Below are 26,773 nucleotides of genomic sequence, written 5' to 3' on the forward strand. Positions count from 1 at the left end.
CGTTGTCCCGGGCGGCGGAGCAGGACCGCCCTCCCCGCAGCAAACGCGGGTCGCGATGCGAACCAGGAGAAGCAGTGAGCGACGTCCGTAACGTGATCATCATCGGTTCCGGCCCGGCCGGGTACACGGCTGCGCTCTACACGGCCCGTGCCTCCCTCAAGCCGCTGGTCTTCGAAGGGGCCGTCACCGCCGGTGGTGCGCTGATGAACACCACCGAGGTCGAGAACTTCCCGGGTTTCCGGGACGGCATCATGGGCCCCGAGCTGATGGACAACATGCGGGCCCAGGCCGAGCGCTTCGGCGCCGAGCTGATCCCCGACGACATCGTCGCGGTCGACCTCACCGGTGACATCAAGACCGTCACCGACTCCGAGGGCAACGTGCACAAGGCGCGCGCCGTGATCGTCACCACCGGTTCCCAGCACCGCAAGCTCGGCCTTCCGAACGAGGACAAGCTCTCCGGCCGCGGCGTCTCCTGGTGCGCCACCTGCGACGGCTTCTTCTTCCGCGACCAGGACATCGCGGTGGTCGGCGGTGGCGACACCGCCCTGGAGGAGGCGACCTTCCTCTCCCGCTTCGCCAGGAGCGTCACGATCATCCACCGCCGGGACACCCTGCGCGCCTCCAAGGCGATGCAGGAGCGTGCCTTCGCCGACCCGAAGATCCGCTTCGAGTGGGACAGCGCGGTCGAGGCCATCCACGGCGACCCGAAGCTGAGCGGCGTCACCCTGCGCGACACCACCACCGGCGAGACCCGCGAGCTGGCCGTCACCGGCCTGTTCATCGCGATCGGCCACGACCCGCGCACCGAGCTCTTCAAGGGCCAGCTGGACCTGGACGCCGAGGGCTACCTCAAGGTCGAGTCCCCCTCCACCCGGACCAACATCCCGGGCGTGTTCGGCGCCGGCGACGTCGTGGACCACACCTACCGCCAGGCCATCACCGCCGCCGGCACCGGCTGCTCCTCCGCCCTGGACGCCGAGCGCTACCTGGCGGCGCTGGACGACCTGGAGGCCAAGGCCGCCGCCGTCGCGGTCTGAGCCCCTCCCCGAATCCACCCGCGGGGGTGTTCCACGTGGAACACCCCCGCCCCGGCCGGGCAGAAACAGAACGGACCCGCCCGTTGTTCTCCTGGCAGCAGCCCCCTCCGTCCGAACCCGAGGAGTTCCCGTGGCCGGCGCCACCACCACAGTCACCGACGCGACCTTCCAGACCGATGTCCTGGAGAGCGAGAAGCCCGTACTGGTCGACTTCTGGGCCACCTGGTGCGGCCCGTGCCGCCAGGTCGCCCCGATCCTGGACGAGATCGCGGCCGAGCACAGCGACAAGCTGACCATCGCCAAGCTCGACGTGGACGCCAACCAGGCGACCGCCGCCCAGTACGGCGTCATCTCGATCCCGACCCTGATCGTCTACAAGGGCGGCGAGCCGGTGAAGTCCATCACCGGTGCCCGTCCGAAGGCCGCGCTGCTGCGCGAGCTGGCCGAGTTCATCTAGGTCTTCCGGTCATCGACCGCACGGCGGAGGGGCTCCCCATCGAGGGGAGCCCCGCCGTCGTCTTCCGGGCTTCCCCTAGAACGGCCGCAGCGCGGGCTCCTTGCGCCCGCCGCCCAGCAGCCGCTCCAGCGCCCCCTCCACGTCGCCCCGCCAGGAGAGCGTGGTCCGCGCCTCCAGCCGCAACCGCGGGTAGCGCTGGTGCGGGCGGACGGTCTTGAAGCCGACCGCGAGCAGGTGGTCGGCCGGCAGCACGCAGCTGGTCGGCACCCGCCCGGCCGAGCCGAAGGCCTCGATCGCCCGCACCCCGCGCCCGATCAGGTCCTTGGCCACGGCCTGCACCAGCACCCGGCCGAGCCCCTGGCGCTGGTAGCCCGGCAGCACCCGGCTGACCATCAGCTGAACGGCGTCCGGCGAGACCGGGCTGGTCGGGAAGGACTGCGAGCGGGGGACGTAGGCGGGCGGCGCGTACAACACGAACCCGGCTGGCCGGTCGTCCACGTAGACGATCCGGCCGCAGGAGCCCCACTCCAGCAGCACCGTGGAGATCCACCCCTCCTTCTCCAGTTCCGGCTTGCCCGACTCCACCGCCTGCTTCCCGCTGACCGGGTCCAGCTCCCAGAACACGCAGGAGCGGCAGCCGGTCGGCAGGTCCCCGAGGTTGTCCAGCGTCAGCGGAGCGATCCGGCGTCCCATGGCCGCACCTCCTCCTCCCTTTCACGGTCGAGCATTCCCCCACGAACGCCGATGGGTGCATGTTTCACGTGAAACAGCGCTCACGTGGAACACGCACCCATCGGGTCGTTGCCCTCGGCCGGCCGGTCCGGCTCAGCCCTGCGACAGCCGCAGACCGTCCTCACCCGGGGCCATGCTGTCCAGGATCCGGTTCAGGTCCTCCACCGAGCCGAACTCCAGCACCACCTTGCCCTTGCCCAGCTTGCCGCCGCGCTGCGACACCTCGACCTTGACCCGGGTGTCGAAGCGGTCGGACAGCCGGCTCGCCAGGTCGTTGAACGCCGGGGAGTTCAGCTTGCCCGCCTTCGGCGCCTGGCGCTTCGACTTCTCCGGTTCCTCCGAGCGCATCAGCACGACGATCTCCTCGACGTTGCGCACCGTGAGGCCCTCGGCGTTGACCCGCGCGGCCAGCCGCTCCTGCTGCTCGGGGTCCGACAGTCCGAGCAGCGCCCGGGCGTGCCCGGCCATCAGCGTCCCGGCCACCAGCCGGAGCTGCACGGAGGGCGGGAGCTTCATCAGCCGCAGGGTGTTGGAGACGTGCGTGCGCGAGCGGCCGATCCGGTCGGCCAGCTCCTCGTGGGTGCAGGAGAAGTCCCGCAGCAGCTGGTCGTACGCGGCGGCCTCCTCCACCGGGTTCAGCTCGGCGCGGTGCAGGTTCTCCAGGAGGGCGTCCAGCAGCAGCTTGTCGTCCTCGGTGGCCCGGACGATCGCCGGGATCCGCTCCAGCCCGGCCTCCCGGGAGGCGCGCCAGCGGCGTTCGCCCATGATCAGCTCGAAGCTGTCGGCACCGACCTGGCGCACCACGATCGGCTGGAGCAGGCCGACCTCCTTGATGGAGGTGACCAGCTCGGCCAGCTTGTCCTCGTCGAAGACCTCACGCGGCTGGCGCGGGTTGGGGGTGATCGCGTCCAGCGGCAGCTCGGCGAAGTAGGCACCGGCAGGCTGTGCCTGCTCCGCCTGCTTCTCCGCGGCCGCCCGGGCCGCCACCGTGCCGCGGCCGACCGGCAGCGGCGTCACCGAGGCCGGTGCGGGCGCGGCTGCCGGGGGCTTCGCCTCCGCCCCGCCGTCCACCGGCGCGGCGGGGCGGATCAGCGCCTCCAGCCCTCGGCCCAGACCAACCCTGCGAGCACTCACTGATGACCCTCCGTCGTGCCGTACTGTGCCACCGGGGCGCCGTGCCCCTGATGACCGTCCCGCTGCTGACCCACCAGTGAACCGCCCTGGCCCACCGCACGCAGCGCGAGCTCGCGGGCGGCCTCCAGGTAGGAGAGCGCCCCGGTCGAGCCCGGGTCGTAGGTGAGCACCGTCTGCCCGTAGCTGGGCGCCTCCGAGATGCGCACCGAGCGGGGGATCGCCGTGCTCAGCACCTCTTGCTGGAAGTGGGTCCGGACCTCCTCGGCGACCTGGGCGGCCAGCCTGGTCCGGGCGTCGTACATGGTGAGCAGGATGGTCGACACGTGCAGTGCGGGGTTGAGGTGCGCGCGCACCAGCTCGACGTTGCGCAGCAGCTGGCCGAGGCCCTCCAACGCGTAGTACTCGCACTGGATCGGGATCATCACCTCCCTGCCGGCGACCAGGGCGTTGACCGTCAGCAGGCCCAGCGAGGGCGGACAGTCGATCAGGATGTAGTCGAGCGGCTGCTCGTAGGCGGCGATGGCGCGCTGGAGCCGGCTCTCCCGGGCCACCAGGGAGACCAGCTCGATCTCGGCGCCGGCCAGGTCGATGGTGGCGGGGACGCAGAACAGCCCCTCGACGTCGTGCACCGGCTGCACGACGTCGGCCAGCGGCTTGCCCTCCACCAGGACGTCGTAGATGGACGGCACCTCGGCGTGGTGGTCGATACCGAGCGCGGTGGAGGCGTTGCCCTGCGGGTCGAGGTCGACGACCAGGACGCGCAGGCCGTGCATGGCGAGCGAGGCGGCCATGTTCACGGTGGTGGTGGTCTTGCCCACCCCACCCTTCTGGTTGGCGACCACGATCACCCGGGTGGCGGCGGGCCGGGGCAGTCCCGCGCCCGCTCGGCCGATCGCTCGAACCGCAGCCTGGGCAGCCCGTGCGATGGGCGTGTCATCGATATGGTCGACGGTCTCCGAGTCCTGCATGGGGGTCAGTGTTTCACGTGAAACCGAAGCGGCAACAGTCGCCGCCCGGTCACGGCGGAGGATGCCCGAGAGCAAGGAGCGACGTTTCACGTGAAACACCATGCCCGCTATGCCGGAAATCTGACGTTGCGACACTCCGGTGCCCCACTGTCGACCGGACCGTCACCTGAACGACCGCGGGCGGACGCCCCTCCCGTTCAGGAGGCCCGTCCGCCCGTGCTCGGTACGTGTCCGGCGTCACGCCGGCTCAGCGGCCGCGACGCCGCCCGCCCCGGCCGCGCTCGCCGGTCCGGACGCTCGCGTTGCGGCCCGCCCGGGCCGCCTTGGCGCGCCGGGTGGCCGCCTTCACCCCGCCGGGGCTCTCCCCCGCCTTCACCTGGACCACCCGGGTCGAGGTCTCCAGGGTGCCCTCGCCCACCCCGATGACGCTCCACTCGACCGCGCCCAGCTTGGCCAGTCCGGCCCGCGAGTCGGCCAGCTCCTGCTCCGCACTGTCCCCCTTGAGCGCCAGCATCTGACCGTGCGGGCGCAGCAGCGGCATGCCCCAGCCGGCCAGCCGGTCCAGCGGCGCCACCGCCCGGGCGGTCACCACGTCCACCGCGAGCTTGCCGACCATCTCCTCGGCGCGGCCGCGCAGCACCGTGACGTTGTCCAGCCCCAGCTCCCGGACGACCTCCTCCAGGAAGGTGGTCCGGCGCAGCAGCGGCTCCAGCAGCGTCACCGAGACGTCCGGGCGGGCCAGCGCCACCGGGATGCCCGGTAGGCCGGCCCCGGAGCCGACGTCGCACAGGGTGATGCCGGAGGGCAGCAGCTCGGCCAGCACCGCGCAGTTCAGCACGTGGCGGTCCCAGAGCCGGGGCACCTCGCGGGGCCCGATCAGCCCGCGCTGCACGCCCGCGGTGGCCAGCAGCTCGGTGTAGCGGACCGCGGCGTCGTAGCGCTCGCCGAAGACCTCCCGGGCCGCGGCCGGCGCCTCGGGCAGCGCCTCCAGCTCGGTGGCCCGCCCCTCAGCGGCCGGGTCCACGTCCGCCCCCGGCCGGCCGGCAGCCGCGTTCTCCGTGTCCATCTCGACCTCTCCGATCCCCGGATCCACCGACCCGCTCAACGCACTGTTTCACGTGAAACATCCCAGAAGGGACGACGACCCCGCCCGCACGAGGCGGACGGGGTCGCGTCCGGTGAAGCTCTCCGGCCGCCGCGGCGGCCGGTCGTCGACCTGTCGGCCTCAGACCGGCAGCACGACCACGCACCGCTGGGGCTCTTCGCCCTCGGACTCGCTGCGCAGACCGGCCGCGGCGACCGCGTCGTGGACGACCTTGCGCTCGAAGGGCGTCATCGGCCGCAGCTTGACCTGCTCGCCGGTGCTCTTGGCCTGCTCGGCGGCCTTGGCACCGAGCGCCGCCAGTTCCTCGCGCTTGCGGGCCCGGAAGCCGGCAATGTCCAGCATGAGGCGGCTGCGCTCGCCGGTCTCCCGGTGGACAGCCAACCGGGTCAGCTCCTGGAGGGCCTCCAGCACCTCGCCGTCCTGGCCGACCAGGCGCTGCAGCGCGCGGTCGTTGCCGTCGCTGACGATGGAGACCAGGGCGCGGTCGCCCTCGACGTCCATGTCGATGTCACCGTCGAGGTCCGCGATGTCGAGCAGACCCTCCAGGTAGTCCGCCGCGATGTCGCCCTCCTGCTCCAGGCGGGAGATGAGGCTCTCGTCGGCGCTGGCGGCGGCCTCGGCCTCGACGGCGGAGGTGGTGCCTTCCGTCACTGATGGACTCCTTCGGAGATGGGCCCGTCTGTCGGGCCGGGAACGAAGCTCTTCGCGGCTGTCACGCCAGGCTCGGGGCCGGTCAGGACTTCTTCTTCGGCCGCTGGGCGCCACCGCGCTTCGGCTGCTGCCGGGTGCCCTGCTTGGTACCGGCGGGCTTGGCCCCGGTCTGCTTGGCGGCCGCCGGCTTGCCACCGGAGTCGGCCGGGGAGGAATCGGCCGGGACGGTGTCGACAGGCTCCTCGGCCGTTTCCTTGCTCAGGTCGGCCGGCTGCCCGGCACCACCCTGCTGGCGCTGGGACTTGGACTGCCGACGGGGCTGCTGGCGGCTCGCCCGGACCGACTCCTCCACGACCGCGGCGGCGCTGGCCGCCTCGCTGATGGCCGCCTTGGACGGGGGCAGCATGCCCCAGAGCGCGCCCTTGATCTCCGTACCGTCCGCACGCAGTCGGCCGGCCTTCTTCAGGCGCGCCTGGCGCTCCTGGAAGGCCTTGCTGCCCGGGGTCGGGTTGTTGTGGATGACGACCAGCTGCTGGCCCATCGACCAGACGTTCGTGGTCAGCCAGTAGACCAGGACACCGACCGGGAAGTTGATGCCCATCACGGCGAACATGATCGGGAAGACGTACATCAGCATCTTCTGCTGCTGCATGAACGGCGTCTTCACCGTGAGGTCGACGTTCTTGGTCATCAGCTGACGCTGGGTGACGAACTGCGACAACGACATCAGGATGATCATCACAGCGGTGACGATCTTGACGCTGGTCTCGCTGCTGCTGACGAAGGTCGCGGACAGCGGGGCACCGAAGATGTGTGCCTTGCCGGCGCTCACCAGCAGGTCGCCGTGGATCACGCCGATCGAGGTGCCCTTGGCGACCGAGGCCAGCACACCGTAGAGGGCGGTGAAGAACGGCGCCTGCACGAGGATGGGAAGGCAGCTGGAGAACGGGTTGGTGCCCGCCTCCTTGTACAGCTTCATCATCTCTTCGGACTGGCGCTGCCGGTCGTTCTTGTAGCGCTCCTGGATGGCCTTCATCTTCGGCTGGATCGCCTGCATGGCCCGGGTCGCCTTGATCTGCTTCACGAAGAGCGGGATCAGGCAGATCCGGATGACGACGACCATCGAGGCGATGGACAGACCCCACGCCCAGCCACCGTCCGGATTGAAGACGAGGCTGTACAGCGAGTGGAACTGGACGATGATCCAGGACACCGCCGTGTAGAGGGGGCTAAGAAAACCGAAGGTCACCGGTCAGACTCCTTGGACAGGTGGATTGGCCGCTCCGGGCCAATGGTCGCCGGGCCCTCGGGGTCCGGACCGGCGGGGGTGGCGGTCACCGGGTCTCCGGTGGCGGACCGGCTCTTCAGCCAGTCTCGCAACCGTCGGTGCCACACCGGATGCTTGCGCGGCGGGACGTGATCGACCCCGCCGGGCGTCCACGGATTGCAGCGCAGGATGCGCCAGGCGGTCAGTCCGCCGCCCTTGACCGCCCCGTGCACCTTCACGGCCTCGTAGCCGTAGTGCGAGCAGGAGGGGTAATAACGGCAGACAGGACCGAGCAGTGGGCTGATCGTCCACTGGTAGACCCTGATCAGACCCATCAGCAGGTACTTCATCGCCCTGCTCCCGTCGGCGCCGTGGCGGCGGGCTCCGTCCTCAGCAACCGCTTGAGTGCCGCGTCCAGGTCACGTTCGAGGTCCTGGTACGAGGCGGTCGCGGCCTGGGGCAGCGCACGCACCACTATCAGGCTACCGGCGGGCAGCCTGGACAGACGATCACGAACGAGGTGGCGCAACCGGCGCTTGACCAGGTTGCGGACGACCGCCGGGCCAACGGCCTTGCTCACGACGAAACCCGCACGCGCCGAAGGAGTCCCCTCGGCGACGTGCGGGCGGGAGTCGCTGGTCCGGTCGGTCTGCCCCTGGGGGTCACCCTCTCTGCTGAGATGGACGACCAGAAGGGGCCGGCCGGCCCGGCGACCGCGTTTCACCGCGGTCGCGAAGTCCTGGCGCCGCCGCAGCCGATTCTCGGAGGGCAGCACAACAGACTCTGGCGCGGATCAGGCGGACAGGCTGGCGCGGCCCTTGCCACGGCGGGCGGCCAGGATGGCGCGGCCGGCGCGGGTACGCATACGCAGCCGGAAGCCGTGGGTCTTCGCGCGGCGACGGTTGTTCGGCTGGAAGGTGCGCTTGCTCACTCGGGGGCTCCTGAGGTGAATCGTAGGATGACGGGGAGTCGCTTGGCCGTCACCGTGCGTCCGCGTGATCTCCCCTGATTTCGGAAATCCGGCCCATCGCCCCAGTTCGGCTGGGGTCTGAGGCAATCCACGGCGCCCGTGCTGCGCGCCTTATGGAGCGGGTGGACCCGCGGACATGCGGCAGCGGCCATCGACAACTCGACCTGGTTACGGTACGCGGGACGGGGTGCGAGGGTCAAACCAGCAGCCTCCGGCCCGCTTTGCCCACAGCCTGTGGACAACGACTTGATCCGGCCCTGTTCGCTGACTACCGTTGTAGAACTTGTCTGGTTTGTTCTTGGAAAGCGTGCACCAGTGGCTGATGTCAACAGCGACCTCGTCCCGGTCTGGGCCAGGGTCGTCGAGCGGCTGGTCAGCGACCCCGATGTCGGGGAGATGGACAAGCAGTGGGTGCAGCGCACCCAGCCGATGTGGATGATGCACGACACCGCCCTGCTGGCGACCCCGAACGAGCGGGCCAAGCAGGTGCTGGAGGGCCGGCTGCTGCCGCAGCTGACCGAGGCCCTCAGCCGTGAGCTCAGCCGCCCGGTCCGGATCGCCGTGATGGTCGACGCCAACGCGATACCGACCACCCCCGCACCCGCCGCCCAGGCCCCCGCCGAGCCCTACCCGGGCCCGGCCGAGGAGGAGGACACCCCCGACTACGGCGGCCAGGACTACCAGCAGCCGTACGAGCACGGCCAGCCCTACGAGAAGGGGCAGCCGTACGAGCAGGACTACGAGCGCCCCCGCTACGACACCGGCGGCTACGAGCCGCGCCAGGCCCCGTACGGCGGCCCCGGCGGCTGGCAGGGCTACCACGAGCAGCCGCCCGCCTACCGCGATGAGGAGTCCGCGCCCCGCCCGGCGCCGCGGCCCGTCCCCGGCCCGCCCGCGACCACCCAGGGCGACCTCTTCGGCGGCGCCTACGGCCCCGGCCCGAACGAGCAGCCCCGCACCGGCGCCGGCCGCCGGGCCGGCGGCTCCCGCCCCTCCGGCGGCCGCCCGACGGAGAAGGCCGCCCCGGAGCGCTCCGAGCGTCCCGGCGTCCCCGGGGTGCCCGCCCCGCCCGGCGCTCCCCCGGCCGGCGGCTCCCGCAAGGACGAGCCGGCCGCCCGGCTGAACCCCAAGTACCTGTTCGACACCTTCGTCATCGGCGCCAGCAACCGCTTCGCGCACGCGGCGGCGGTGGCGGTCGCCGAGGCCCCGGCCAAGGCGTACAACCCGCTCTTCATCTACGGCGAGTCCGGGCTGGGCAAGACCCATCTGCTGCACGCCATCGGGCACTACTCGCGCAGTCTCTTCCCGGGCACCCGGGTGCGCTACGTGTCCTCGGAGGAGTTCACCAACGAGTTCATCAACTCGATCCGGGACGGCAAGGCGGACACCTTCCGCCGCCGCTACCGGGACATGGACATCCTGCTCGTGGACGACGTCCAGTTCCTCGCGAGCAAGGAGTCCACGCAGGAGGAGTTCTTCCACACCTTCAACACCCTGCACAACGCGAACAAGCAGATCGTCCTCTCCTCGGACCGGCCGCCCAAGCTGCTGACCACGCTGGAGGACCGGCTGCGCAACCGCTTCGAGTGGGGTCTGATCACCGACGTCACCCCGCCGGAGCTGGAGACCCGGATCGCGATCCTGCGCAAGAAGGCGATCCAGGAGCAACTCAACGCTCCCGCCGACGTGCTGGAGTTCATCGCGTCCCGGATCACCCGCAACATCCGGGAGCTGGAGGGCGCGCTGATCCGGGTCACCGCCTTCGCCAACCTCAACCGGGCCCCGGTGGACCTGGAGTTGGCCGGGATCGTCCTCAAGGACCTGATCCCGGGCGGGGACGAGGACGCCGGCCCGGAGATCACCGCGCAGGTCATCATGCAGCAGACCGCCGCGTACTTCGGCCTGGGTGTGGACGACCTCTGCGGGTCCTCGCGCAGCCGGGTGCTGGTGACGGCCCGGCAGATCGCCATGTACCTCTGCCGGGAGCTCACCGACCTCTCGCTGCCGAAGATCGGCGCGCAGTTCGGCGGCCGCGACCACACCACGGTGATGCACGCGGACCGCAAGATCCGCTCGCTGATGGCCGAGCGGCGCTCGATCTACAACCAGGTCACCGAACTCACCAACCGCATCAAGAGCTAGCCGGCGCCGCGCAGTGCGGCCCCCGGGGCCCGTCCCGTCGATCGGCTCGGGCCCCGGGAACGATCGGCAGGGCGGGCCCCCAGGGCGTCAGGAGCGAATCCTGACGCCCTTTTGCACATCCACAGGTGTGCATCGCGCGCAGACTGGGCAGGGATGCCGTCGACGGACGATCCGCCAGTCCACAGTCCGCGCCGAACAGCTGACCGGTGATTCGAAAACCCGGGGCGCGCAAGGCCGTTGTCCACAGGACCGGCCCCTTCTCCACCGTCCACAGGGTGGGGAGTGCGGAGTTATCCAGAATTCGTCCACAGGCCCGTCGCCGCTACGCTCTTCCGCGCAGGTCACGTGCCTGTGGACTTGTGCACAACGGTTATCCACAGGGTGTGGACAATTGACGGGCCACCAGTGGGCCGTCCGGGTTGTCCACCGGTTGTCCCCAGGGGAGGGGCGGTTATCCCCAGGTTGTCCACAGCGGCGTCCACAGTTCGACAACCGTGGGCTGGCGTTCATACCCTGGTGTGAAAGGCGTCACGAAAAGTTGACCGGCGCCCGTGGATAACCGGGCCCGGATCTGGGGACAGCCCTGGGGATAACCTGTGGATACCGTGCGTGGCCTGTGGGTAACGCTCGGCTGTCCACAGCGCGGCCTGTCCGTCCACAGCCGCCGTCCACAGCCACTGTGGACAAAATTTGGGCTCTGACCTGCGGAAACGGGGTTATCCACGGTTTCCACAGGCCCTACTACTACCACTACACATTTAGACCCCGGACTTGCTTTCAAAGTGGGTGGGCCCCGAATCTGTGGACAACCGCGCCCCGACAACCGTTCGGGTTGCTTCCGCCCGTCTGCCCCGTCTGTCGGCGGAGTACGTCAGACTGTCCTTGCGACTGGAAGCGGAGTGACGGAGCTCGGCGGACAGCCGAACCGACGATCAAGATCAGACGAACCAGAGTGCGAGCGGGAGCGCTCGATCCAGGAGGCGGTTACCGGTGAAGTTCCGGGTGGAGCGTGACGTCCTCGCGGAGGCGGTGGCCTGGGCTGCCCGCAGCCTCCCGGCACGGCCTCCGGTGCCGGTGTTGGCAGGCCTGCTGCTGACCGCGCAGGAGGGCAGCCTGGCGCTGTCCGGCTTCGACTACGAGGTCTCGGCGCGGGTCGAGCTGGAGGCGGACGTCGAGGAGGCCGGTACCGTCCTGGTCTCCGGCCGGCTGCTGAACGACATCTCCCGCAACCTCCCCAACCGGCCGGTGGAGATCTCCACCGACGGCCAGCGGGTCAGCGTGGTCTGCGGCAGCTCCCGCTTCACCCTCCCCACCCTTCCGGTGGACGAGTACCCCGCGCTCCCCCAGATGCCGACCGCCACCGGCACCGTCTCCGGCGACGTCTTCGCCTCCGCCGTCAGCCAGGCCGCGGTCGCCGCCGGCCGGGACGACACCCTCCCGGTGCTCACCGGTGTCCGGGTCGAGATCGAGGGCGACCGGATCACCCTGGCCGCCACCGACCGCTACCGCTTCGCGGTCCGCGAGCTGCTGTGGAAGCCCGAGCAGTCGGACATCTCCGCCGTCGCGCTGGTCCCCGCCAAGACCCTCCAGGACATCGCCAAGTCCCTGGGCAGCGGCGACAACGTCTCCATCGCGCTCTCCTCGGGCGGCGCGGGCGAGGGCCTGATCGGTTTCGAGGGCGCCGGCCGACGGACCACCACCCGGCTGCTGGAGGGCGAGTTCCCCAAGTTCCGCAGCCTGTTCCCGACCGAGTTCAGCGCCGTCGCCGCGATCCAGACCCAGCCCTTCCTGGAGGCGCTCAAGCGCGTCTCGCTGGTCGCCGAGCGCAACACCCCGGTCCGCCTGAACTTCGAGCAGGGCGTGCTGACCCTGGAGGCCGGTTCGGGCGACGACGCCCAGGCCACCGAGCGGATCGAGGCCGACCTGGAGGGCGACGACATCTCGATCGCCTTCAACCCGGGCTACCTGGAGGAGGGCCTCAAGGCCATCGACTCCCCCTTCGCCCAGCTCAGCTTCACCACCCCGACCAAGCCCGCGCTGCTCAGCGGCAAGGTCTCGGTGGACGCCGAGGAGGACAAGGCCTACCAGTACCTGATCATGCCGGTCCGCCTCTCCGGCTGACCCGCCCCCGTCCGGTTACCCACAGGCTGTGCACACCCGCTGTGCACAGCCTGTGGACATCTCCCCCGCCCGGCCGACCGCAGGCGGCCGGGGCCGCTCCAGCGCGTAGGCTCAAGGAGTGCGGCAACGGCGCCGCCGGCAGGCACGTTCACCACAGGTAAGGACTTGGTCATGGAGCTCGGCCTCATCGGTCTCGGCAAGATGGGCGGCAACATGCGCGAGCGGATCCGCCGCGCCGGCCACACCGTCATCGGTTACGACCGCAACCCGGACATCTCCGACGTTGAGAGCCTCCAGGAGCTCGTCACCAAGCTCCAGGGCCCGCGCGTGGTCTGGGTCATGGTCCCGGCGGGCGCCGCCACCCAGGCGACGGTCGACGAGCTCGCCGAGCTGCTCTCCCCCGGCGACGTGGTGGTCGACGGCGGCAACTCCCGTTGGACCGACGACGTCAAGCACGCCGAGGCGCTGGCCGCCAAGGGCATCGGCTTCGTGGACTGCGGTGTCTCCGGCGGCGTCTGGGGCCTGGAGAACGGCTACGCGCTGATGTACGGCGGCGACGCCGAGCACGTCGCCAAGGTCCAGCCGGTCTTTGACGCCCTCAAGCCCGAGGGTGACTTCGGCTCGGTGCACGCGGGCGCGGTGGGCGCCGGCCACTTCGCCAAGATGGTCCACAACGGCATCGAGTACGCGATGATGCAGGCCTTCGCCGAGGGCTGGGAGCTGCTGGAGGCCGCCCCCGAGGTCACCGACGTGCGCGAGGTCTTCCGCAGCTGGCAGGAGGGCACGGTCATCCGCTCCTGGCTGCTGGACCTGGCGGTCCGCGCCCTGGACGACGACGAGCACCTGGAGAAGCTGCGCGGCTGGGCCGCGGACTCCGGCGAGGGCCGCTGGACCGTCGAGGCCGCGATCGACCACGCCGTGCCGCTGCCGGCGATCACCGCCTCGCTGTTCGCCCGCTTCGCCTCCCGCCAGGAGGACTCGCCGCAGATGAAGATGATCGCCGCGCTGCGCAACCAGTTCGGCGGCCACGCGGTCGAGTCCAAGTAAACAGAAGGTTCTCCACAAGAAGGCGGGCGCAGTCCACAGCCATGCACGTCGCGCATCTGTCGCTCGCCGACTTCCGGTCGTACGCCCGGGCCGAGGTGCCCCTCGACCCGGGCGTGACCGCCTTCGTCGGACCCAACGGCCAGGGCAAGACCAACCTGGTCGAGGCGATCGGCTACGTCGCCACCCTGGGCAGCCACCGGGTCGCCACCGACGCCCCGCTGATCCGGCTGGGTGCCGAGCGGGCGGTGGTCCGCACCTCGGTGGTGGACCGCGGCCGCTCCACCCTGATCGAGCTGGAGCTCACCCCGGGCAAGGCCAACCGGGCCCGGATCAACCGCTCCGACAACGTCCGCCCGCGCGACGTGCTGGGCCTGCTGCGCACCGTGCTGTTCGCCCCCGAGGACCTCAGCCTGGTGAAGGGCGACCCGGGTGAGCGGCGGCGCTTCCTGGACGGGCTGCTGACCGCCCGGGCACCCCGGCTGGCCGGGGTGCGGCAGGACTACGAGCGGGTGCTCAAGCAGCGCAACGCCCTGCTGAAGACCGCCGCGATGGCCCGACGGGCCGGCGGCGGCAAGGGCGCGGACCTGTCCACCCTGGAGGTCTGGGACGGCCATCTGGCCCGCGCCGGCGCCGAGTTGACGGCCTTCCGGATCCAGCTGGTGGCCGTCCTGCAGCCGCTGGTGTCGGCCGCGTACGGGCAGCTGGCCCCCGGGGGCGGCGAGACCGCCCTGGAGTACCGCAGCTCCTTCGAGGGCGAGCTGCCGACCAGCCGCGAGCAGGCCGAGGAGCAACTGCTGCACGCGCTGCAGGCGGTCCGCAAACAGGAGGTCGAGCGCGGCGTCACCCTGGTCGGTCCGCACCGCGACGAGCTGGTGCTCAAGCTCGGCCCGCTGCCGGCCAAGGGCTACGCCAGCCACGGCGAGTCCTGGTCCTACGCGCTGGCGCTGCGGCTGGCCTCGTACGAGCTGCTGCGCGCCGACGGCGGCGAGCCGGTGCTGATCCTGGACGACGTGTTCGCCGAGCTGGACGCCGCCCGCCGGGACCGGCTGGCCGAGCTGGTGGCCGGCGGCGAGCAGGTGCTGGTGACCGCGGCGGTCGCCGAGGACGTCCCGAAGGCGCTGGCCGGCGCCCGGTTCGCGGTCTCCGACGGCGCGGTGCGCCGGATCGACGCCTGACCGCGCCCCCTTCACCGGCACCGCCGCACCACCGCACCACCGTCACCGCGACCACTTCCGCGCACCCCCGGCCCGGCCCGACGGGCCCGGCCGCTCCCGTAGGCTGGACGGCTCGGCGGGCGCGCGACCGCGACCGTTGTCCACAGGCTGGGGAAAGGAGATCGCCGTGAGCGAGTCGGCGGAGCACTCCCCCACGTCCGAAGCCCCCACGTCCGAAGCCCCCGGGCCCGGCGCTTCCGGGCCGACCGGCGCCGACCTCGCCCGCTCCGCGCTGCGGGCGGCCCGTGCCCAGGCCCGCCAGCGCGGTGAGCAGGTCCGGGAGAAGCGCGAGGCGAAGCGGCACGGCCTGCGCAGCGGCGCCCGCTCGGACGGCCGCGACCCGGTCCCGCTGGGTGCGGCGCTCAACCGGCTGCTGACCGAGCGCGGCTGGGAGTCCTCGGCCGCCGTCGGCGGGGTGATGGGCCGCTGGCCGCAGATCGTCGGCCCGGACATCGCCGCGCACTGCCACCCCTCCTCCTACGACGAGGCCGCCGCGGTGCTCACCGTGCAGTGCGACTCCACTGCCTGGGCCACCCAACTGCGGTGGCTGGCAAGGCAGTTGGTGGCCCGTCTGAACCACGAGCTGGGGCACGGGACGGTCAGGACCATCAAGGTGCTCGGCCCGGCGGCGCCCGCCCGTGGCTACGGCCGGCTGCGCGCGCCGGGGAGCAAGGGGCCGGGCGACACCTGGGGCTGAGCGGGAAGTCGGACGGCCGCCGGGTGCGCGGATCGGATGGCGATCTTCCGGAACCCCTGACAGCCCTTCCAGGCGCCCTGGGCCCCCCGGTCGAGTATCGGGACATGTGTAGAGGGATTCAGGGCGGCGTATCTGCCCTCAAGGGCTGCCAAACGCCCATCTCTGTCAGTCGTACCGGTAGACTGGAAGCCAAACACTGTTGCTAGTGGCAACCGAGTCGAAACGCTGTGGTCGCACGCCCGCCCGCACGGGGTGGGCATGCGGCCCGTGCTGTGCCAGAGAGGGCGCTTCGTGGCCGATTCCGGCAACCCCAGCCAGACCCCAGACCAGTCCGACCAGGCTTCCTACACCGGTAGCAACATCCAGGTGCTGGAAGGCCTCGACGCCGTCCGCAAGCGCCCCGGCATGTACATCGGCTCCACCGGTGAGCGCGGCCTGCACCACCTGGTGCAGGAGGTCGTGGACAACTCCGTCGACGAGGCGATGGCCGGGTACGCCGACACCATCGACGTCACGATCATGGCCGACGGCGCGATCCGCTGCGTCGACAACGGCCGCGGCATCCCGGTGGACATCGTCCCCGGCCAGGACAAGCCCGCCGTCGAGGTCGTGCTCACCGTCCTGCACGCGGGCGGCAAGTTCGGCGGCGGCGGCTACGCCGTCTCCGGCGGTCTGCACGGCGTGGGTGTCTCCGTGGTGAACGCGCTGTCCACCCGGCTCTCGGTGGAGATCCACAAGGACGGCCACATCTGGACCCAGGACTACAAGATGGGCGCGCCGACCGCCGCCCTGGTCAAGGGCACGGAGACCGACCGCACCGGCACCACGGTGACCTTCTGGGCCGACGGCGACATCTTCGAGACCACCGTCTACTCCTTCGAGACGCTCTCCCGGCGCTTCCAGGAGATGGCCTTCCTCAACAAGGGCCTGTCGATCTCGCTGACCGACGAGCGCCCCGAGCACGTGGACGAGGAGGGCAAGCCGCTCTCCGTCACGTACAAGTACGACGGCGGCATCGCCGACTTCGTCGCCCACCTCAACTCCCGCAAGGGCGAGCCCGTCCACCCCTCGGTGATCGACTTCGAGGCCGAGGACAAGGACAAGGCGATCTCGGTGGAGATCGCGATGCAGTGGAACTCCTCCTACACCGAGGGGGTCTACAGCTTCGCCAACACCATCCACACCCACGGCGGCGGTACCCACGAGGAGGGCTTCCGCGCCGCGCTGACCGGCCTGGTCAACCGCTACGCGCGGGACAAGAAGCTGCTCCGCGAGAAGGACGACAACCTCTCCGGCGAGGACATCCGCGAGGGCCTGACCGCGATCATCTCGGTCAAGCTCGGCGAGCCGCAGTTCGAGGGCCAGACCAAGGACAAGCTCGGCAACACCGAGGCCAAGACCTTCGTCCAGAAGGTCGTCCACGAGCAGCTCAACGACTGGCTGGACCGCAACCCCAACGAGGCCGCGGACATCATCCGCAAGTCGATCCAGGCCGCCACCGCGCGCGTCGCCGCCCGCAAGGCCCGCGACCTGACCCGTCGCAAGGGCCTGCTGGAGTCCGCCTCGCTGCCGGGCAAGCTCTCCGACTGCCAGTCCAAGGACCCGTCCGAGTGCGAGATCTTCATCGTCGAGGGTGACTCCGCCGGCGGCTCGGCCAAGCAGGGCCGGGACCCGCGCACCCAGGCCATCCTGCCGATCCGCGGCAAGATCCTGAACGTCGAGAAGGCCCGGATCGACAAGGTCCTCCAGAACACCGAGGTCCAGGCGCTGATCTCGGCGTTCGGCTGCGGCATCCAGGAGGACTACGACGAGGCCAAGCTGCGGTACCACAAGATCGTCCTGATGGCAGACGCCGACGTCGACGGTCAGCACATCCGCACCCTGCTGCTGACCCTGCTGTTCCGCTTCATGCGGCCGCTGGTCGAGTCCGGGTACGTCTACCTCGCCATGCCGCCGCTGTACAAGATCAAGTGGGGCAAGGACGACTTCGAGTACGCCTACTCCGACCGCGAGCGCGACGCGTTGGTGGCCGCCGGGGTGGAGGCCGGGCGCCGGCTCCCCAAGGACGACGCGATCCAGCGCTTCAAGGGTCTCGGCGAGATGAACGCCGAGGAGCTCCGGGTCACGACCATGGACGCCGAGCACCGCCTGCTGCTCCAGGTCACCCTGGAGGACGCCGCCCGCGCCGACGAGCTGTTCTCCGTGCTGATGGGCGAGGACGTCGAGGCCCGCCGCTCCTTCATCCAGCGCAACGCCAAGGACGTCCGCTTCCTGGACGTGTGACGCCTGCACCCCAGGCCCCGCACGTACCAGTCCGCGTGAAAGGAAACTGACCACCAGTGGTCGACGACAACCGTCCCGAAGGCGAACAGCCCGAGACCCCCGAGGCCGCCGAGGCCACCGCCCAGGCGACCATGCGGATCGAGCCGGTCGAGCTCGAGACCGAGATGCAGCGCTCGTACCTCGACTACGCGATGAGCGTGATCGTCAGCCGTGCGCTGCCCGAGGTCCGCGACGGCCTCAAGCCGGTGCACCGCCGCGTGCTCTACGCGATGTACGACGGCGGGTACCGCCCCGAGAAGGGCTACTACAAGTGCGCCCGCGTCGTCGGCGACGTCATGGGCAACTACCACCCGCACAGCGACGCCGCGATCTACGACACCGTGGTCCGCCTGGCCCAGCCGTGGTCGTTGCGGATGCCGCTGGTGGACGGCAACGGCAACTTCGGCTCCCCGGGCAACGACCCGGCCGCCGCCATGCGCTACACCGAGTGCAAGATGATGCCGCTGGCCATGGAGATGATGCGCGACATCGACGAGGAGACCGTCGACTTCGCGTCGAACTACGACGGCCGCTCGCAGGAGCCCACCGTCCTGCCCGCGCGCTTCCCCAACCTGCTGGTCAACGGTGCCACCGGCATCGCGGTCGGCATGGCCACCAACATCCCGCCGCACAACCTCCGCGAGGTCGCCTCCGGCGCGCTCTGGTACCTGGAGAACCCGGAAGCCTCCAACGAGGAGCTGCTGGAGGCCCTGGTCGAGCGGATCAAGGGCCCGGACTTCCCCACCGGCGCGCTGATCGTCGGCCGCCGCGGGATCGACGACTACTACCGCACCGGCCGCGGCTCGGTCGCCATGCGCGCCGTGGTCGAGGTCGAGGAGATCCAGGGCCGCCAGTGCCTGGTGATCACCGAGCTGCCGTACCAGGTCAACCCGGACAACCTCGCGCTGAAGATCGCCGACCTGGTGAAGGACGGCAAGATCGCCGGCATCGCCGACGTCCGCGACGAGTCCTCGGCCCGCACCGGCACCCGCCTGGTGGTCGTGCTCAAGCGCGACGCGGTCGCCAAGGTCGTGCTGAACAACCTGTACAAGCACACCGAGCTGCAGACCAACTTCGGCGCCAACATGCTGGCCCTGGTCGACGGCGTGCCGCGCACCCTGTCGCTGGACGCCTTCATCCGGCACTGGGTCAACCACCAGGTCGAGGTCATCGTCCGGCGCACCACCTTCCGCCTGCGCAAGGCCGAGGAGCGCGCCCACATCCTGCGCGCCCTGCTCAAGGCCCTGGACCTGATCGACGAGGTCATCGCGCTGATCCGGGCCTCGGCGAGCGCCGACGCCGCCCGCACCGGCCTGATGGGCCTGCTCGACATCGACGAGCTCCAGGCCAACGCCATCCTGGAGATGCAGCTGCGTCGCCTGGCCGCCCTGGAGCGCCAGCGGATCACGGACGAGCACGACGAGCTCCAGCGCAAGATCGACGAGTACAACGCGATCCTGGCCTCGCCGATCCGCCAGCGGGAGATCATCTCCGAGGAGCTCGCCGCGATCGTCGAGAAGTACGGCGACGAGCGGCGCTCCACCCTCATCCCCTCCGACGGCGACCTCTCCATCGAGGACCTCATCGCCGAGGAGGACATCGTCGTCACGATCACCCGTGGCGGCTACGTCAAGCGGACCCGCTCCGACCTCTACCGCTCGCAGAAGCGCGGCGGCAAGGGCGTGCGCGGCGCCCAGCTGAAGCAGGACGACATCGTCGACCACTTCTTCGTGACGACGACCCACAACTGGATCCTGTTCTTCACCAACAAGGGCCGGGTCTACCGGGCCAAGGGCTACGAGCTGCCGGACGCCGGGCGCGACGCCCGCGGCCAGCACGTGGCCAACCTGCTGGCCTTCCAACCGGAGGAGCACATCACCCAGGTGATGGCCGTCCGCACCTACGAGGACAAGCCGTACCTGGTCCTCGCCACCCGGGCCGGCCTGGTGAAGAAGTCCGCGCTCAAGGACTACGACTCGCCGCGCTCCGGCGGCCTGATCGCGATCAACCTGCGCCAGGACGAGGAGGGCCGGGACGACGAGCTGATCGGCGCCGAGCTGGTCTCCGCCGAGGACGACCTGCTGCTGGTCTCCAAGAAGGCCCAGTCGATCCGCTTCACCGCGACCGACGACGCGCTGCGGCCCACCGGCCGTGCCACCTCCGGCGTCAAGGGCATGGCGTTCCGCGAGGACGACGAACTGCTCTCGATGAACGTCGTCCGTCCGGGCACCTACGTCTTCACCGCCACTGACGGCGGGTACGCCAAGCGCACCGGCGTGGACGAGTACCGTGTCCAGGGGCGCGGCGGCTACGGCACCAAGGCGGCGAAGATCGTCGAGGGTCGAGGCTCGCTGGTGGGCGCGCTCGTGGTCGACGAATCCGACGAGATCATGGCGATCACCCTCTCGGGTGGAGTGATCCGCACAAGGGTTTCCGAGGTTCGTGAAACCGGACGTGACACCATGGGCGTCCAACTGATCAACCTCGGGAAGCGCGACGCGGTCGTGGGCATGGCCCGCAACGCGGAGGCCGAGGACGAGGAGACGGCGGAGGACGAGGTCGCTGGTACCGAGTCCACCGAGACGGCCGAGGGTACGGAGACGGTGGTCGACGGAGACGTCGAGGCCTGAACCGAACCGCAGACCGGTGCCGCCGCGTCCAGGTAGAGGGACGCGACGGCACCGGACGCCGACCAGTTCCGGGCAATCCCGCCGGGCGCTGGATGACGAGTGACGAAGCAGGGCGGCGCCGCCGTCCTGGTGGGAAGTGCGGGAGGACCAGGTGAGTGGAGCCACGGGTGCTGCGGGAGGAACCTCCGGCGGCCGTCCGGGCGCGCAGGGCGGGGGTTCGTACGGCGTGCCGCAGCCGCCGGCCGAGCACCCGGCCGCGTCCACCTCGCTGATGCCACCGGTCGGCGGAGCGGGACAGAGCGGTGGGACCTACGGGGGGCAGCCGCAGAGCAGCCCGGCCTCCGGCTCGGGCGGCTTCTCGCAGCCGACCACGTACGCCAAGGGGCAGCCGACCCCGGCCCGGGGCACCCGAACCTCGGGCAACACCCCGGCCGGCGGAACCCCGGTCGGCGGTGCGGCCGCCGCCGGGGCGGCACGCCGCCCGGCCGCCGCTGCCCCCGCGGGCGGCGGCCCCGGCCTCGGCCGGACCCGCAAGGCCCGGCTGCGGGTGACCAAGGTCGACCCGTGGTCCGTGATGAAGGTCAGCTTCCTGCTGTCGCTGGCCGTCGGCATCATCATCATCGTGGCCTCGGCCGTGCTGTGGATGACGCTGGACTCGCTCGGCGTCTTCGACTCGCTGACCAAGACCCTCAAGGACGTCACCGGCTCGGACAGCAGCGGCGGCCTCAACCTGATGGACTACATCGGCTTCGGCAAGGTGATGACCTTCACCACGCTGATCGCCGTGGTCGACGTCGTCCTGCTGACCGCCCTGTCCACGCTCTCCGCGTTCATCTACAACGCGGCGGCCGGCTTCACCGGCGGCGTCGAGCTCACCCTGGCCGAGGAGGACTGATCCCGGCCGGATCCTGACCCTCGCTCAGCTCTCCGTCCGAGGACGGAATGCACGGGCCCCGCAGGCTGTTCCAGCCGGTGGGGCCCGTCGGCATTTCGGGTGACAGCCGGCCGCCCGCGGCGTGCCGTCCGGAAACCGGGCGGCCGCGGTGGGATTAGCTGGTTGCCGCCCGTCCCGCGCCCGGGAGTGCCGCAGGCCGCCCCCGGTCCGCCCGACCGGGTCAGCTGAGGTTCCGCAGGACGACTGGACGGAGGCGCGCGGTGGCGAAGCTCGCAGGTCAACTGGTCGAGGCCCTGGAAGGGCTGTTGGGGGTCCCGGTGCCGCTGCGGGTGCAGGTCTGGGACGGCAGCGTCGCCGGGCCGCCGGGCGCGCCCACCGTGGTCCTGCGCAACCGCCGGGCACTGCGCCGGCTGATCTGGCGGCCGGACGAGCTGGGACTGGCCCGGGCCTACGTCGCGGGGGACCTGGAACTCGCCCCCGGCACCGACCTGTACGAGACGCTCTCCGCCGTCGCCCGCTTCGCCGAGCGACCGGAGATCCGCACCCTGGCCCTCGGGCCGCGCGACGTGCTCGGCGCCAGGGGCCGCCGGGTGCTCGCCGCCGCGCTGCGGGCCGGAGCGGTCGGCCTCGATCCCGAGCCGCCCCGTGAGGAGGTCCGCAGGGCCGACGGGCGGCTGCACAGCCGCAGCCGGGACCGCGAGGCCATCAGCCACCACTACGACGTCGGGAACGACTTCTACCGGATCGTGCTGGGCTCCTCGATGGTCTACTCGTGCGCCTACTGGACGCCGGAGGCGAAGAGCCTGGAGGCCGCCCAGGAGGCCAAGCTTGACCTGATCTGCCGCAAGCTCGGCCTGCGCCCCGGGGTGCGCCTGCTGGACGTCGGCTGCGGCTGGGGCTCGCTGCTGCTGCACGCGGCGAAGCACTACGGGGTCACCGCGGTCGGCGTCTCCATCTCCCGGGAGCAGGTCGCGCTGGCCCGCGCCCGGATCGAGGAGGCCGGGCTGTCCGACCGGGCCGAGGTCCGGCTCCAGGACTACCGGGAGATCGCCGACGGGCCCTTCGACGCGATCTCCAGCGTCGGGATGGCCGAGCACGTCGGCTCCGAGCAGTACCGGGTCTACGCCGAGGGCCTGTACCGGCTGCTGGTGCCCGGCGGCCGGCTGCTCAACCACCAGATCGCCCGCCGTCCCGACTTCCCCGGCGAGCCGCACCGCACCAGCCCGTTCATCGACCGCTACGTGTTCCCGGACGGCGAGCTCTCCCCCGTCGGCTCCACCGTGGCCCGGTTGGAGGAGGCCGGCTTCGAGGTTCGGGACGTCGAGTCGCTGCGCGAGCACTACGGGCTGACCCTGCGCGAGTGGGTGGCCAACCTGGAGGCGCACTGGACGGAGGCGGTCCGGCTGGTCGGGCGCGGCCGGGCCCGGGTCTGGCGGCTGTACATGGCGGCCTCCGCGCTCGCCTTCGAGCAGAACCGGATCGGGATCAACCAGGTCCTCGCCGTCCGCAGCACCGAGGAGGGCGCGGCGGGTCTGCCGTCGACCCGCGAGGAGTGGCTGCTGAGCCCCACCGCCGCTGCGCCGCAGCTGGTCGCGGGGGGCGCCGCCGCGGCCCCGGCCGATCCGGATTTGGGAGATCGGCCGTCGGTCCGCTAATCTTTCAGTGCGGCAAGGGCCTATAGCTCAGACGGTTAGAGCGCTTCCCTGATAAGGAAGAGGCCACAGGTTCAAGTCCTGTTAGGCCCACCACCGCGAAGGGCCCGGAGTGATCCACTCCGGGCCCTTCGACACTTCCCGAGATCGGGCGGGGCCGCGGGTCGGCCGGAATCCGGTACGATCTCTTCTCGGTGAGGGCCTATAGCTCAGACGGTTAGAGCGCTTCCCTGATAAGGAAGAGGCCACAGGTTCAAGTCCTGTTAGGCCCACCTCCCCGAAGGGCCCGGAGTGATCCACTCCGGGCCCTTCGACGTTCCCCGCCGCCGGACCGGGAACCGCCCGCCCTCCCCCGCTGTTCTCCGGGGAGGGACGGTGGAGGGTTGGTGACGACATGGCGGTGCTCTGGGCGATGAGCATCCCCGGACTGGTCTGCGCCCTGGTGGTACCGGACGGACCCGTGGACGGAGCGGCCGGCCGCGCCTGACCGGGGGCGCCGGGACGGTCCCCGGGCGCGGCCGGAGCGGCCGCCAGGAGGTGCGGCGTCAATCCTGGGACCGCACCGCCGGGTTGGCCGTACGGCGGCTGGTCACGATTGGGACACCGGTGTGTATCATCGGCCGCAAGGGCAGTCTGGTACTCGGCCGCCCGTTCGCGCTCGAAACACAACTGGACTCGTCGGCCCGGTCAGTCCGGCCGGATCCGGCTCTTGAGTCCACCAACGCACGAAGGACGAGGTCCCGCGGTGAAGAAGCTTCTCCTGGTCGCCCTGGTCGCCCTCGGCGGCTTCTTTGTCTACCGTCAGGTCCAGGCGGACCGCGCCGAGCAGGACCTGTGGACCGAGGCCACCGACCCGGTTCCGGCCGGTCGCTGAGCCCTCGGCGATCTGACGATCGACGAACTCCGGAGGCGCCCGTCGGCGCCTCCCGGGCCGGCCGGCCCGGTCGACGAACCGGACCGGCCGACCACAGGGAACGGCACCGTTCCGGGGGGACGGCGCTGGGAATCGCGCCGGAAACCGGTACGCTAGTGCCCGTTGGCACGCGCGGTGCCGTCGAGGGGCATTAGCTCAGTTGGTAGAGCGCTGCCTTTGCAAGGCAGATGTCAGGAGTTCGAGTCTCCTATGCTCCACAGTTCACAGCAGTAGCCGATCGGCCGCCGACCAGGAATCCTGGCCGGCGGCCGATCGGCGTTTCGGGTGTTTCCGGACGGTCAGTGCGGCTTCGGGCCGTCCTCGCCGGCGGGGCCGTCGTTCTCGTCCGCCGGGCCCTCGTCCGTCGGCTCGACGGTGGCGTCCGAGTCGGAGCCGTTCACCGGGGCGGACGCCGGGTGCGCGCCGGCCGGCCGGGACTCCTGCCCGGTCGGGGGCTCGACCAGCCACTCCGGGTTGCTGTGCCGGCGCCACCACTCCCAGGCCACGATGCCACCGCCGATCGCCAGCAGGCCGGCCACGGCGAGGCCGGCGGCCAGGCGGTTGCAGCGCTCCTTCCGGGCGTTCCGGGCGGCCAGCTCGCTGATCTCGGCCGAGCTGACGTTGCCGTGGAGGGCGGTCAGCGCGGCGGCGCCGCGCGCCTGGGCCTCCTGCGCCACCGGGACGACGGTGGCGCGGGCCTCCTCGACCGCATGGGCGATCCTGGGGCCGACGGTGGCGCGGGTCTGGTCCGCGGCCCGGGCGGCGGACAGGCGGGCCGCCAGGGCGGCCTCCTGGGCCCGGTGGAGGGCCTTCAGGACGTTCTGCTGGGCCTCCGGCGGCAGGCTGGCGAAGACGTGGCCGAACTGCGGGGCGAGATGTCTGTCGTACTGGACCCGGAGATTGTGGGCGGCCAGCACGGCCTTCGGACCGACGGCGTCCAAGGCCGGGCCTAGGCGCTGCCTGGCGCCGTCCGCGAAGTGTGCGGCGGTGTCCCGGGTCCTGGTGGCCGTCTCTCGGGCCGAATCCGTAAAGCTCACGAGTCTCTCCTCCTGGGTGGCGTCCTTTATGTACATATCCACCTGAATGCTGATCATGCATCCTGATTTGTCCGGAAGCATGTCGGAGTGGGCCGTACGCGGGGCTCCGTGGTGCGGGCGGGTGGTGCGGGCGTGTCGGGGAAGGGGCGAGGGCGGGGCGGGCGGATGTGGGGGAGCCGGTCCGGGAGCGGGGGGCGCGGCAGTAGGCTGGCGGTTTCGGAGGTCGTGTACGGGAAGGGGACACCGCTGATGCTCCCGGACGAGCCGCGGCCGTCGGCCGATCGGTCCCCGGAGGCCGGACTGCCCGGCTGCCACCGGCACCCGCAGACCCCCACCGGGGTCTCCTGCACCCGCTGCGAGCGGCCGATCTGCCCGCAGTGCATGGTGGCCGCCTCGGTGGGCTTCCAGTGCCCGGAGTGCGTCGGCAGCGGCCACGCCGGGTCGCGGCAGGCGACCACCCGGTTCGGTGGGGCCCTTGCCGCCGACGGCGGGCTGGTCACCCGGGTGCTGATCGGGCTCAACATCGTGGTCTGGGTGCTGGCGGCCTACGTGCTCACCCCGCGGCTGGGCCAGACCTGGTCGCTGTTCAGCGCCGGGCGGGACATCCTCGGGGGCCCGGCGGGCATCGCGGACGGCCCGGACCAGTGGTACCGACTGCTGACCGCCACCTTCCTGCACCTGGAGTGGTGGCACGTCGGGATGAACATGCTGGTGCTGTTCTGGCTCGGCCCCTCGCTGGAGGAGGCGCTCGGCCGGCTGCGCTTCCTGGCCCTCTACCTGCTCTCCGCCCTGGGCGGCAGCACCTTCGCCTTCCTGGTGGCCGGCGACTGGATGAACTCGGTGGGCGCCTCCGGCGCGGTCTTCGGGCTGATCGGCGCCACGATCGTGATGCAGCTGCGGAACAAGGGCCCGCTCGGCCCGGCGATGGCGTTCCTGGTCTTCAACCTGATCGTCACCTTCTCCCGCCCGGGCATCGACTGGCGCGCGCACGTCGGCGGGCTGGTGCTCGGCGCGCTGACCGCGGCCGGCCTGATGTACGCCCCGCGCGAGCGCCGCGGCCTGGTCCAGGCGCTGGCGGTGGCGGGCGCCCTGGCGGTCGAGGCGGGGATGCTGCTGACCGGGATGGCGCTCTACGGGGCCTGACCCCGGACGTTTGTCCACAGCGGGTGCGGGGTTGTGCACAGGCTGTGCGGCCCGCTGGTTGTGGACTGCTGTTCTACGCGTGTCCTGCTGTGCGGATTTCTCGTTTCCCGGGAGTTGTGCACAGCTGTGGACGGCCCCGGCCGGGAAGGTTATCCACAGGCTGGGGAGACTTTTCCCCAGTGTGGATAACCATGTGGATAAGCATGACGGTCCGATGGTCGGGATAACCCACCGGGCCCCCGCTCGGCTCCGGGCACGCCTGACCGCCGCCCCGGGACGAGCGATCCGGAGCGGCGGAGAACGGCTCGAATCAGAGCCTCAGGACGGGCGGGCCGTCACTTCCACTGGGTGGAGACGCCGAACCCGGCGGCGATGAAGCCGAAGCCGACCAGGATGTTCCAGTTCCGCCAGCTCTCGACCGGGTAGGTGCCGCTGGTCACGTAGTAGGTGACGATCCACACCAGGCCGATCAGGAACAGTGCCAGCATCAGCGGCGCGACCCAACTGCGGCCCGAACTGATCTTCACCGCGGCCGTGGTCGGCGGGGTGTAGTCGGACTTCTTGCGGAGTCGAGACTTCGGCACGAGGAGCTCTCCTGTCGATGCGCTGTGAGACCGCGCGGGCGTGCAGCGGGTG

General features: G+C 71.0%; 24 protein-coding genes and 3 tRNA genes. 16 read left to right on the forward strand and 11 right to left on the reverse strand.

Features of this window, described 5'->3' with window-relative positions; all coding sequences use genetic code 11:
* Positions 1 to 74 precede the first annotated feature (74 nt).
* On the forward strand, positions 75 to 1,040 hold the full coding sequence (trxB, locus tag ACIRRH_RS27200; RefSeq protein WP_403072490.1) for a thioredoxin-disulfide reductase: 966 nt from the start codon (positions 75 to 77) through the stop codon (positions 1,038 to 1,040).
* A gap of 130 nt (positions 1,041 to 1,170) precedes the next feature.
* On the forward strand, positions 1,171 to 1,497 hold the full coding sequence (gene trxA / locus ACIRRH_RS27205) for a thioredoxin (RefSeq protein ID WP_403072492.1): 327 nt from the start codon (positions 1,171 to 1,173) through the stop codon (positions 1,495 to 1,497).
* A gap of 75 nt (positions 1,498 to 1,572) precedes the next feature.
* Here trxA and ACIRRH_RS27210 read toward each other — a convergent pair whose 3' ends face one another.
* The 9 genes from ACIRRH_RS27210 to rpmH form a co-directional block, all read right to left on the reverse strand.
* Positions 1,573 to 2,190, reverse strand: a complete 618-nt coding sequence (locus tag ACIRRH_RS27210; protein WP_224284275.1) for a GNAT family N-acetyltransferase — start codon at positions 2,188 to 2,190, stop codon at positions 1,573 to 1,575.
* 132 nt (positions 2,191 to 2,322) lie between these two features.
* Positions 2,323 to 3,363, reverse strand: a complete 1,041-nt coding sequence (locus ACIRRH_RS27215; protein ID WP_403072496.1) for a ParB/RepB/Spo0J family partition protein — start codon at positions 3,361 to 3,363, stop codon at positions 2,323 to 2,325.
* A complete protein-coding gene (locus ACIRRH_RS27220; RefSeq protein WP_403072499.1) occupies positions 3,360 to 4,433 on the reverse strand; it encodes a ParA family protein in 1,074 nt (357 codons plus the stop codon). Before ACIRRH_RS27220 ends, ACIRRH_RS27215 begins: the two co-directional genes overlap by 4 nt.
* Positions 4,434 to 4,578: 145 nt before the next feature.
* Positions 4,579 to 5,397: a 16S rRNA (guanine(527)-N(7))-methyltransferase RsmG gene (rsmG, locus tag ACIRRH_RS27225; RefSeq protein ID WP_403072502.1), complete on the reverse strand. Its 819-nt coding sequence runs from the start codon at positions 5,395 to 5,397 to the stop codon at positions 4,579 to 4,581.
* 159 nt (positions 5,398 to 5,556) lie between these two features.
* Positions 5,557 to 6,087, reverse strand: coding sequence for a protein jag (locus tag ACIRRH_RS27230; RefSeq protein WP_392868679.1), 531 nt, complete (start codon positions 6,085 to 6,087; stop codon positions 5,557 to 5,559).
* An 82-nt stretch (positions 6,088 to 6,169) separates the two neighbouring features.
* Entirely contained in the window at positions 6,170 to 7,336 is a 1,167-nt protein-coding gene (gene yidC / locus ACIRRH_RS27235) for a membrane protein insertase YidC (RefSeq protein WP_403072505.1), read from the reverse strand.
* Positions 7,333 to 7,704: a membrane protein insertion efficiency factor YidD gene (gene yidD, locus ACIRRH_RS27240; RefSeq protein WP_403072508.1), complete on the reverse strand. Its 372-nt coding sequence runs from the start codon at positions 7,702 to 7,704 to the stop codon at positions 7,333 to 7,335. Before yidD ends, yidC begins: the two co-directional genes overlap by 4 nt.
* Positions 7,701 to 8,129 (reverse strand): ribonuclease P protein component, encoded by a 429-nt coding sequence (gene rnpA, locus ACIRRH_RS27245; RefSeq protein WP_363388677.1) that lies wholly within the window; start codon positions 8,127 to 8,129, stop codon positions 7,701 to 7,703. The genes yidD and rnpA overlap by 4 nt, the downstream gene beginning before the upstream one ends.
* Positions 8,130 to 8,147: 18 nt before the next feature.
* Positions 8,148 to 8,285: a 50S ribosomal protein L34 gene (gene rpmH / locus ACIRRH_RS27250; protein ID WP_030059672.1), complete on the reverse strand. Its 138-nt coding sequence runs from the start codon at positions 8,283 to 8,285 to the stop codon at positions 8,148 to 8,150.
* 354 nt (positions 8,286 to 8,639) lie between these two features.
* On the opposite strand from rpmH, the gene dnaA reads away from it, so the two are divergent.
* The 13 genes from dnaA to ACIRRH_RS27315 all read left to right on the forward strand — a co-directional run bounded on the left by dnaA (position 8,640) and on the right by ACIRRH_RS27315 (position 24,175).
* On the forward strand, positions 8,640 to 10,466 hold the full coding sequence (gene dnaA, locus ACIRRH_RS27255; protein WP_403072511.1) for a chromosomal replication initiator protein DnaA: 1,827 nt from the start codon (positions 8,640 to 8,642) through the stop codon (positions 10,464 to 10,466).
* 990 nt (positions 10,467 to 11,456) lie between these two features.
* Positions 11,457 to 12,587, forward strand: a complete 1,131-nt coding sequence (dnaN, locus tag ACIRRH_RS27260; protein WP_224284069.1) for a DNA polymerase III subunit beta — start codon at positions 11,457 to 11,459, stop codon at positions 12,585 to 12,587.
* Between the two features lie 171 nt (positions 12,588 to 12,758).
* Positions 12,759 to 13,634 (forward strand): phosphogluconate dehydrogenase (NAD(+)-dependent, decarboxylating), encoded by an 876-nt coding sequence (gene gnd, locus ACIRRH_RS27265; protein ID WP_403072514.1) that lies wholly within the window; start codon positions 12,759 to 12,761, stop codon positions 13,632 to 13,634.
* A gap of 41 nt (positions 13,635 to 13,675) precedes the next feature.
* A complete protein-coding gene (gene recF / locus ACIRRH_RS27270; protein WP_403072517.1) occupies positions 13,676 to 14,809 on the forward strand; it encodes a DNA replication/repair protein RecF in 1,134 nt (377 codons plus the stop codon).
* Positions 14,810 to 15,080: 271 nt separating this feature from the next.
* Entirely contained in the window at positions 15,081 to 15,545 is a 465-nt protein-coding gene (locus tag ACIRRH_RS27275; protein ID WP_223244507.1) for a DciA family protein, read from the forward strand.
* Positions 15,546 to 15,812: 267 nt separating this feature from the next.
* Positions 15,813 to 17,828, forward strand: coding sequence for a DNA topoisomerase (ATP-hydrolyzing) subunit B (gyrB, locus tag ACIRRH_RS27280; RefSeq protein ID WP_403072520.1), 2,016 nt, complete (start codon positions 15,813 to 15,815; stop codon positions 17,826 to 17,828).
* A 131-nt stretch (positions 17,829 to 17,959) separates the two neighbouring features.
* Positions 17,960 to 20,497, forward strand: a complete 2,538-nt coding sequence (gene gyrA / locus ACIRRH_RS27285; protein WP_403072743.1) for a DNA gyrase subunit A — start codon at positions 17,960 to 17,962, stop codon at positions 20,495 to 20,497.
* A gap of 151 nt (positions 20,498 to 20,648) precedes the next feature.
* Positions 20,649 to 21,392 (forward strand): DUF3566 domain-containing protein, encoded by a 744-nt coding sequence (locus ACIRRH_RS27290; RefSeq protein ID WP_403072523.1) that lies wholly within the window; start codon positions 20,649 to 20,651, stop codon positions 21,390 to 21,392.
* Positions 21,393 to 21,652: 260 nt separating this feature from the next.
* A complete protein-coding gene (locus tag ACIRRH_RS27295) occupies positions 21,653 to 23,047 on the forward strand; it encodes a class I SAM-dependent methyltransferase (protein ID WP_403072525.1) in 1,395 nt (464 codons plus the stop codon).
* 16 nt (positions 23,048 to 23,063) lie between these two features.
* A tRNA-Ile gene (locus ACIRRH_RS27300) sits at positions 23,064 to 23,140 on the forward strand.
* A 102-nt stretch (positions 23,141 to 23,242) separates the two neighbouring features.
* Positions 23,243 to 23,316, forward strand: a tRNA-Ile gene (locus tag ACIRRH_RS27305).
* 473 nt (positions 23,317 to 23,789) lie between these two features.
* Complete coding sequence (locus tag ACIRRH_RS27310; RefSeq protein WP_014137031.1) at positions 23,790 to 23,918, forward strand: DLW-39 family protein; 129 nt, start codon at positions 23,790 to 23,792, stop codon at positions 23,916 to 23,918.
* Between the two features lie 184 nt (positions 23,919 to 24,102).
* A tRNA-Ala gene (locus ACIRRH_RS27315) sits at positions 24,103 to 24,175 on the forward strand.
* Positions 24,176 to 24,256: 81 nt separating this feature from the next.
* Here ACIRRH_RS27315 and ACIRRH_RS27320 read toward each other — a convergent pair.
* A complete protein-coding gene (locus tag ACIRRH_RS27320; protein WP_403072528.1) occupies positions 24,257 to 24,994 on the reverse strand; it encodes a DUF5324 family protein in 738 nt (245 codons plus the stop codon).
* Positions 24,995 to 25,243: 249 nt separating this feature from the next.
* Between ACIRRH_RS27320 and ACIRRH_RS27325 the strand changes: the two genes are divergently transcribed.
* Entirely contained in the window at positions 25,244 to 26,137 is an 894-nt protein-coding gene (locus ACIRRH_RS27325) for a rhomboid family intramembrane serine protease (RefSeq protein WP_403072531.1), read from the forward strand.
* A gap of 335 nt (positions 26,138 to 26,472) precedes the next feature.
* Here the strand turns inward: ACIRRH_RS27325 and crgA are convergent, their stop codons facing one another.
* A complete protein-coding gene (gene crgA / locus ACIRRH_RS27330) occupies positions 26,473 to 26,721 on the reverse strand; it encodes a cell division protein CrgA (protein ID WP_224283164.1) in 249 nt (82 codons plus the stop codon).
* Positions 26,722 to 26,773 lie beyond the last annotated feature (52 nt).

Origin of the sequence: Kitasatospora sp. NPDC101235, assembly GCF_044767505.1 — a bacterium.
In the GTDB taxonomy this organism is placed as follows: domain Bacteria; phylum Actinomycetota; class Actinomycetes; order Streptomycetales; family Streptomycetaceae; genus Kitasatospora.

Coding starts and splice junctions, on each gene's coding strand:
- ACIRRH_RS27210 (WP_224284275.1), bottom strand. CDS start 2,190: ATGGGACGCCGGATCGCTCCGCTGACGCTGGACAACCTCGGGGACCTG.
- ACIRRH_RS27220 (WP_403072499.1), bottom strand. CDS start 4,433: ATGGTGTTTCACGTGAAACGTCGCTCCTTGCTCTCGGGCATCCTCCGC.
- rsmG (WP_403072502.1), bottom strand. CDS start 5,397: ATGGACACGGAGAACGCGGCTGCCGGCCGGCCGGGGGCGGACGTGGAC.
- yidD (WP_403072508.1), bottom strand. CDS start 7,704: ATGAAGTACCTGCTGATGGGTCTGATCAGGGTCTACCAGTGGACGATC.
- gnd (WP_403072514.1), top strand. CDS start 12,759: ATGGAGCTCGGCCTCATCGGTCTCGGCAAGATGGGCGGCAACATGCGC.
- recF (WP_403072517.1), top strand. CDS start 13,676: ATGCACGTCGCGCATCTGTCGCTCGCCGACTTCCGGTCGTACGCCCGG.
- gyrA (WP_403072743.1), top strand. CDS start 17,960: ATGCGGATCGAGCCGGTCGAGCTCGAGACCGAGATGCAGCGCTCGTAC.
- ACIRRH_RS27325 (WP_403072531.1), top strand. CDS start 25,244: ATGCTCCCGGACGAGCCGCGGCCGTCGGCCGATCGGTCCCCGGAGGCC.